The following is a 6,862-nucleotide window of genomic DNA, read 5'->3' on the forward strand; positions in this document are numbered from 1 at the left end:
ATACAGTTCCCCCTTAGCTTGAGCAAGATTCACATTCCATCAATTCAATTGATGTGGAACGTACATAGTAAGTCGTCTTCAATCCCCTTGCCCACGCATCTAAATGTAAATCGAGCAATTCTTTTGCCTTGATTGTATTTTGGACATATAAGTTCAACGATACCCCTTGGTCGATATGGCGTTGACGAGCCGCGTTTTGTTTCAGCGTCCAGTGTTGATCGATGAAATACGCTGATTTGTAGTACCAAGTCGTATCTTTATTTAAGTCTGGTACGGTTACTGGGATTTTGTAGTCTTTCTTTTCTTCTGAATAACTCTTTTGGAAAATCGGATCAATGCTAGCCGTGCTCCCTGCTAAAATTGAAGTAGAAGAATTCGGTGCAACGGCCATTAAATAACCATTTCGCATGCCATTCATCGCTACTTCAAAGCGAAGTTCACGCCATTTTTTTGATGTGTATCCACGAGATTCGAAATAGTCACCCGTGTGGAAACCTGACCCTTTAAATAACGGATACGGCCCTTTTTCCCTTGATAAGGACATGGATGCTTCGATAGTTAAGTAGGCGATTTCTTCATATAGTTCATCTGCAAACTGGACGGCTTCATCTGTTTCCCAGCGTATTGATTTTAATGCTAATAAGTGATGCCAACCAAATGTGCCAAGACCAATTCCCCGGTATCTCGCGTTTGTCCGTTCGGCTTGCGGGACAGGAATCATATTCAAATCAATAACATTATCGAGCATGCGAACTTGCACGGTGATGAGTCGTTTTAAGACACCAGCTGGTACTGCTTTCCCCAAGTTGATTGAAGACAAATTACAGACGACAAAATCGCCTGGTTTACGGCGCGTTACGATGATATCATCTTCAATCGTAATGGATTCAAATTCAGTAGCACTCATGTTTTGAAAAATTTCTGTACATAAATTACTGCTATAAATCATACCTTCATGCTTATTCGTATTCATCCGGTTCACTTCGTCGCGGTAAAACATATAAGGGACACCTGTTTCAAGTTGACTCCGCATGATTCGTTTCATGATATCGATCGCAGGCACAACTTCTCTAGACAAGCGATCGTCTGCTACACACGCTTGATATTTATCGCGGAACGACCCCTTCCCACGCTTTTCATCGTAGGAATCTTCGAGAGAATAACCCATCACGGTGCGGACTTCATGTGGGTCGAACAATGCCCATTCTTCCCGCGCTTGTACTTTTTCCATAAAAATATCTGGCAAGCTCACACCTGTAAATATATCGTGAGCACGCATTCGCTCATCCCCGTTATTTAATTTTAAATCTAGAAACGGTAAAATATCCTTGTGCCAGACATCTAGATAAACGGCGATTGCTCCTTGTCGCTGACCGAGTTGATCGACGCTAACAGCTGTATTGTTCAATTGTTTAATCCAAGGCATGACCCCACTTGAAGCACCTTTAAATCCACGAATTGAAGAACCACGACTTCGCACTTTCCCCATGTAAATGCCAATACCGCCGCCGTATTTTGATAATGTCGCAACATCCGTATTAGTGTCATAAATCCCTTGCAGACTATCATCTACCGTATCGATAAAACAGCTTGATAACTGACCATGTGGCTTGCCAGCATTAGAAAGTGTTGGCGTTGCCACCGTCATATATAAATTACTCATCGCCCAATATGCTTCTTTTACTTTCTCCAAGCGATTCAATGATTCATTTTGCATTAATGTCATGGCAATGATGAGCCATCGTTCTTGCGGAAGTTCCGCTGTCGTTTTATCAAAGTCTCTTGCTACGTATCGATCCATAACCGTTTTTAATCCGATATATGTAAAAAGCGAGTCACGCTCAGGTTCAAGTATTTCACCTAAGTCTGTTATTTCTTCTTTTGTATAAACTTGAAGCAGTCGAGTATCATATAATCCTTTGTCTGATAAACGAGTGAGATGTTTATAGAAATCCTTGTAAACATCATCCATTGAACAGCTTCGTAAAATGGCGATTTCACTGTAAACTTGAACTAAATAAATACGTGCAGCTACAAATGTCCAAAACGGCTCTGCTTCGTCCAAATGACTAAGAGATTCTAATACCATCGCTTGTGACCACTGCGCATCTGTGCCATCAGGATTTCTCTTTATCCACTTATCATGTGCACGCAATAGTGGTGCTAACTGCTCTTCTGGAAATAATGTAAATAACTGATCAATATTAGCATCTTTTTTTGATAATACTTTTTGCATATAGTATATTCCCCTTCCAAAAACCCAATTTAAGAAACACAAAAAAGCGATGAATCAGCCTTTTCGGCTGAGCCATCGCTCATGATTGATAGAATGAAAGGAGTTAAAGTGGTTAGCGAGAAAATGGAATATCGCTCGCTACTGATAGCTCGCTTCCACTCCTCAACCCCCGAAGAAAGTGATGCTTATGAAAAAATGGCAGGTCTCCTGGCTCGTGCATTAGCCTTCCATACGCCTTCCCGTGTCATTACACAGTGGACTTTGTACAGTCGTTGCACTTACAGTTGCGGGGACAGCTTCGGCATTTCACCGAATTCCCTATTAAACCATTGCTGGTACCATTTTTTCGTTTACATACTACATATTGTGTTTTATATAAATATTAATTTAACATATTGTGTTTCATCGTTCAATAGACGAAAAGTCTTTGCTTGTTCTTACCCCAGATTAACACTGACTAATTCACTTAAAAAATATTTTTTGTCTTGTTCTTTTGCAATGTTTTCGGCTGCAGCTTGTCCGTGTTCGAACCAAATGGTCATAGATTCGGAATTTCCTCGGCATTTTTCTGCACGGGCAACTGATTCATAAGCAAAAGCTAAATCAAAATCTCCAAATCCTTCAGCTTCACATAGTTCAACACCTGAAATCCCATAAAAGTAAGCCGCATCCCCTTGCCCAAGAATGGCATGGACACGAGAGACTTGCCAATATCCTCTTATTAAATTAAGTTTGGTGCCAACTTGTCGCCAATGATAAAGTGATGCGTATGCTTTCTCAAGCATTTTTGAATCATCATCACGGGTACGAACTTTCATATCTATCTTATCCCATGTTTCATTGAACAACTGTATTGCCCATTTTTGGTGAAGTTCTTTTACTTCTGGAGACATCTAAAAATCACCCCTTTTTCTCTTGCTCCTTACGCTTTCTTTTCACTGAATACATCCGCTGATCAGCGAGTGCATAAAGCTCATCATACGTTTTTCCTTCGAATGGATACGTACTATAGCCAACACTTAGCTCTATTTCAATCAACACATCCCTATAAACGAAAGGATGTTCTTGAAAAGCATGAAGAATTTGTTCCATTAACTGATCTACATTTTCGAAACGTTTGCTTTTAGAAACCGCAAAAACAAACTCGTCTCCTCCAATACGACCTACATGCCCACTTCCAGCAATCAACTCGCTGAGGATTGAGGCTGTATGAATAAGTACTTCATCTCCAATTAAATGTCCATAAACATCATTGATCGTTTTAAAGTGATCTAAATCCAATAAACCAAAATAAGCTGTACGATCCGGATTATTGGCAATATATTTTTCGGATAATTGAACAAATGAAGCACGGTTAGCCACACCCGTTAACATATCGTGATAGGCAAGAAAATTCACACGGTCATCTGCTAGTTTTTCTTCAGTGACGTCACGACAAATTAAGTAGTAGGAGATTGCTTGATTTTTAATAAACTGTTTCCCGTCCAACAAGAAATAAGCATCGACGACATCACTTTGCATATGATACAAAATTGAGTGGATTGAGTTTCCTTGCTTTAATTGCTGTTGAATAGCTAACAATTGTTCATCGTTTTCTTTATTTGTATGAAATAAATCAAAGAATTCTTTCTTTTTTCCAGGAAATCGTAACAGAGCCGCTTCATTCGCTTGTTCGACTATCCATTTCTCAGAGAATATGAAAATAGCTGATGAATTCAAGTTAAAAAGAGTGGCATATTGATCATTTACATTCGATAAAAAATTATATTTTAACATGCTATATGTAAATAATACTGCTAATAATACCCCGGTATATAGATATGGATACGGAGGCAGAGCCCCACGATAATTTGGCAGACCTAATACAAGTATGACCACGATTATGGTTAAAACAGTCCAAGAAAGAAATTTTAAAAGGTCGATATCTTGTTTAGTATGGACACGTTTAATGCCATTTCTCAACATGAAGTATGAAGGTAAAGATATGAGTGAACTAGAAAGAACAGCCACATAGTAAGCCATATCTAGTTTTCCATAAATCCAATGTCCCTGTCTTACATAATTATCGATGGTTTGACTAGGATCCATTGTAAACATGTAAAAAACAAGGAATAGTAGTGGAACATAAAATAAACCAGGATATAGCCATTTAGGCATTATTTCTTCCATTTTAGACACTTTGGCAAAAAAATGAAATCCAAACATCACAATTAACAAACCCGCTACAACCGTAATATAATCGTGAATATATGCACTGTTTTCGACCGGTAATATATGACGAATAAATTCTCCAAGAAACATAATCGCATATAAGTTAATAATGATAAAGACAAGTTGATGCTCAGTCCGTTTAGGATTACGGAACATCACCACGAAAGACATCGCGAGTAAAGCAGACGCAGGTATAATATAGGCAAGAAAATAAGATAAAACATTTGAGATTGCCATCATGAAGACCTCATTTCAGCTACCCGACTAGGTATATATATCTTCAAGTATAGTTGAAATTTGTCATTTTTTCACTATTTTCTGTCGATTAAAACACATCCGGTCTGGTATTTCCACGGATCGGTGTCGACTATGAGCGGATTCCTGTTTTCTATGAGCGTTTTCCTGTCGTCTATCAGCGCAAAAGACATGGCTATCGGCGAATCTTTGTCGACTATCAGCGGTTCTGTGACGTCTATGAGCGGATTTTTGTCGTCTATCAGCGAATCAAAAAAATCCCCTCAAAAATAGCGGCCTCATAGTGAGACCGCTTGTGAATTATTTAGAAATAAATGATTACCGCTAACACTGCAGCTAATACCAAACGATAAATCGCAAATGGTGTTAACTTCCAATGTTCAATTAACTTCAAGAAGAATTTAATCGAAATGAGTGCGAACACGAAAGCACTGATAAACCCTACAGCATAAAATGACATGTCGTTCGGATTGATGTCATCCCAATTCTTCAATAATGACAAGAAACTAGCTCCGAACATGATCGGAACGGCCATAATAAACGTAAAATCTGCAGCCGTACGGTGACTCATACCGAACAATACACCACCAGAAATGGTTGCACCTGAACGAGAAAAACCTGGCCATAATGAGAAACATTGTACAAGTCCTACAGTAAATGCTTGCTTATATGTAATTTGATCCAACGTTTGTGTTTTTGGTTTTTTTGGTCCAAATTTATCAGCAGCAAGCATTAAAAAGGCACCGATCACCAAACCGATTAACACTGTTCCAACAGAGAATAAATGCTCATCAATAAAATCTTCAAACAACACACCCAGCACACCAGCTGGAATTAAACCTACAATTACATGTGACAACTTCAACTGAGAGCCTGGTGTTGCGTCTTTTATTTTATAAAGTCCGACTAAACTAAATAGACGTTTCCAGAACACAACAATTACCGCCAAAATCGATCCAAGCTGAATAAAAATCTTGAACGAGTTAGCTGAATATTTGCCGAGAAACTCGGAAGTTTTTAACCACATATCATCCACAATAATTAAATGCCCAGTAGAAGAAACAGGAGCGAACTCCGTCATCCCTTCCACAAACCCTAGTATTAACGCTTTCAGTAAATCAAATAGTTCCATAATATCTCCTTATGCTCTTTTTTTTCGGAATTGTATATACCACCAAATTGCCGCTAGTCCTACAAGTACAATCACAACATACGCAATATTTGAATAGACGTCCATAACGGCTACGATTGATTCCCAGTTATCGCCAACAGCCGCTCCAACCGATACTAAAATCGTATTCCAAATAAGTGTTCCTACTGTCGTAAATAACAAAAATAATCCAAACTTCATATTCGACATCCCAGCAGGAATCGAAATTAAACTACGAATCAATGGAATCAAGCGACAAAATAGTACCGTCCAGATGCCGTATTTATCAAACCAGCTATCTGCTTTGTGAATATCTTTTCTCGTTAAACGTAAAACCCGTCCATAACGATCCACAATTTTCTCTAAGCGCTTTACATCAAGCTGTAAACCAAGCCCATAAAGAATGACAGCCCCAGCAACTGATCCAGCCGTTGACACTAAAATAACACCCATTGCCGTCATATCTGACTGCGTCGTCATATATCCACCAAACGTCAATATCACTTCTGACGGAATTGGTGGGAAAATATTTTCAAGCATAATAAGCAAGAATATACCTAAGTATCCGTACTGGCTCATTATATCGGTAATCCAGTTTTCCATGTCCAGCCTCCAACCAAAAATTTTCTATACCTTCTATGGTAACAATCTTGCGCAACTTTTCCCAATGTTTATTTCGTCGAAAACGTGACAGTAATCGACCAAAGCTCTGAACGAGACCCTAAGCGAAGCGGTGGACCCCAAAATCCAAAGCCAGATGACACAAAAGCGTGCATCAAGCCTTTAAGTTTATACCCGTAATCAAGCTCGAATAAACGGCGAGTAAATAGGTGATTTGGCCACATTTGACCACGGTGCGTATGCCCTGAGACATGCACATCCACACCAAGCTCGCTCGGTGTCTTTAAATCAAATGGTGTATGGTCCATTACGAACCAAGGTAGCTCGCTCTTCTCTGGCTTCAAGCTTGCCAAAGACTGTCGCTTGCCATTCGTTGCATCTTCTCTACC

Annotated in this window: 5 protein-coding genes, 1 pseudogene and 1 riboswitch; all 6 genes and pseudogenes read right to left on the reverse strand. The window is 39.3% G+C overall.

Annotated elements, in window-relative coordinates; genetic code table 11:
• Positions 1-13: 13 nt before the first annotated feature.
• Entirely contained in the window at positions 14-2,236 is a 2,223-nt protein-coding gene (locus tag WBG45_RS06895) for a ribonucleoside-diphosphate reductase subunit alpha (RefSeq protein WP_424413185.1), read from the reverse strand.
• 180 nt (positions 2,237-2,416) lie between these two features.
• Positions 2,417-2,594, reverse strand: a riboswitch (cobalamin riboswitch).
• A 79-nt stretch (positions 2,595-2,673) separates the two neighbouring features.
• A complete protein-coding gene (locus WBG45_RS06900; RefSeq protein WP_424413186.1) occupies positions 2,674-3,129 on the reverse strand; it encodes a hypothetical protein in 456 nt (151 codons plus the stop codon).
• Between the two features lie 7 nt (positions 3,130-3,136).
• Positions 3,137-4,684 (reverse strand): diguanylate cyclase, encoded by a 1,548-nt coding sequence (locus WBG45_RS06905; RefSeq protein WP_424413188.1) that lies wholly within the window; start codon positions 4,682-4,684, stop codon positions 3,137-3,139.
• A gap of 322 nt (positions 4,685-5,006) precedes the next feature.
• Positions 5,007-5,834, reverse strand: coding sequence for an undecaprenyl-diphosphate phosphatase (locus WBG45_RS06910; protein WP_424413190.1), 828 nt, complete (start codon positions 5,832-5,834; stop codon positions 5,007-5,009).
• A 9-nt stretch (positions 5,835-5,843) separates the two neighbouring features.
• Entirely contained in the window at positions 5,844-6,455 is a 612-nt protein-coding gene (locus WBG45_RS06915) for a DedA family protein (RefSeq protein ID WP_424413192.1), read from the reverse strand.
• Positions 6,456-6,523: 68 nt separating this feature from the next.
• A pseudogene (locus WBG45_RS06920) lies at positions 6,524-6,862 on the reverse strand (metallophosphoesterase); the annotation flags it as partial.

Origin of the sequence: Paenisporosarcina sp. (genome assembly GCF_049671445.1) — a bacterium.
Classification (GTDB): domain Bacteria; phylum Bacillota; class Bacilli; order Bacillales_A; family Planococcaceae; genus Paenisporosarcina.

Excerpts from the sequence above, each read along its gene's own strand:
- WBG45_RS06895 (WP_424413185.1), bottom strand. The coding sequence starts at position 2,236 with ATGCAAAAAGTATTATCAAAAAAAGATGCTAATATTGATCAGTTATTT.
- WBG45_RS06900 (WP_424413186.1), bottom strand. The coding sequence starts at position 3,129 with ATGTCTCCAGAAGTAAAAGAACTTCACCAAAAATGGGCAATACAGTTG.
- WBG45_RS06905 (WP_424413188.1), bottom strand. The coding sequence starts at position 4,684 with ATGGCAATCTCAAATGTTTTATCTTATTTTCTTGCCTATATTATACCT.
- WBG45_RS06910 (WP_424413190.1), bottom strand. The coding sequence starts at position 5,834 with ATGGAACTATTTGATTTACTGAAAGCGTTAATACTAGGGTTTGTGGAA.
- WBG45_RS06915 (WP_424413192.1), bottom strand. The coding sequence starts at position 6,455 with ATGGAAAACTGGATTACCGATATAATGAGCCAGTACGGATACTTAGGT.